This window comes from Kitasatospora sp. NPDC059571 (genome assembly GCF_042735675.1).
Classification (GTDB): Bacteria; Actinomycetota; Actinomycetes; order Streptomycetales; family Streptomycetaceae; genus Kitasatospora.
The window spans coordinates 4,839-5,560 of record NZ_JBHWBW010000172.1 but is presented as its reverse complement, the minus strand read 5'-3'; the positions used below and the strand labels follow the sequence as shown (position 1 = coordinate 5,560).

Genomic DNA, 722 nt, shown 5'->3' with positions numbered 1-722 from the left:
GTACCGCCGGGCCGCCCGGGCGGCCCGGCGGTCATGCACTCGGCTCGGTCGCCGGTTTCCGCCCTGCCCCGTCAGGACGAGGTCCCGAACGGCTCCGGCGAGCCTTCCGGGCGGCGAGTCCCGTCCGAAGGGCTCGAGGCACCGCGCGGGTTCTCCTCGTAGCGGGCGAGGGCCAGGCCCAGGGCGAAGAAGGTGGGCGCCCACTCCCCGATGAAGATGCCCCAGCGATCGGCCCGCTCCACTCCGGCCTGCTCGGCCTTCAGCGAGGTCATCCAGCTGACCAGCGACAGGCCGATCGACCCGAAGGCGGCCGCGTATGCGTGCTCGCTGGTCAGTCCGGCGTCGTGCAGTTTGCGTACGATCATCATGGTGGACACTCCCGGTGGTAGCGAAGGGAATATGTCCCACTGTCACCGCGCCGGGTACGGTGCGCTGCTTGCACCGCTTGCGCAGCGAAGCTGCATCGCGCTGCTCGCGCTCCCGGGCCGGCCCCGGACCACGACGGACCGTACGCGCCGGCGCCGGACGTTCGGCCACCCGTCCGGCACGCCCGCCATCGTTCTCCACGACCTCGGTGAGACCGAGGAGACCCGCGACCGGTTCCGGGTCCGATCCGCCGGGCCCGGCCGGGCTCTGCGCCGCGAGGGTCTCGGCCCGCGGCAGCCCGCCCCACGGCGCGGGGGGGGGGGGGGGGGCCGCCGCGGCGGCGGGGGGGTGTGTGG

General features: G+C 74.8%; 1 protein-coding gene. It reads right to left on the bottom strand.

From position 1 onward, the window contains the following. Positions 1-71: 71 nt before the first annotated feature. Positions 72-365, bottom strand: coding sequence for a hypothetical protein (locus tag ACFV0G_RS20085; protein ID WP_380549290.1), 294 nt, complete (start codon positions 363-365; stop codon positions 72-74). Positions 366-722: the final 357 nt, after the last annotated feature.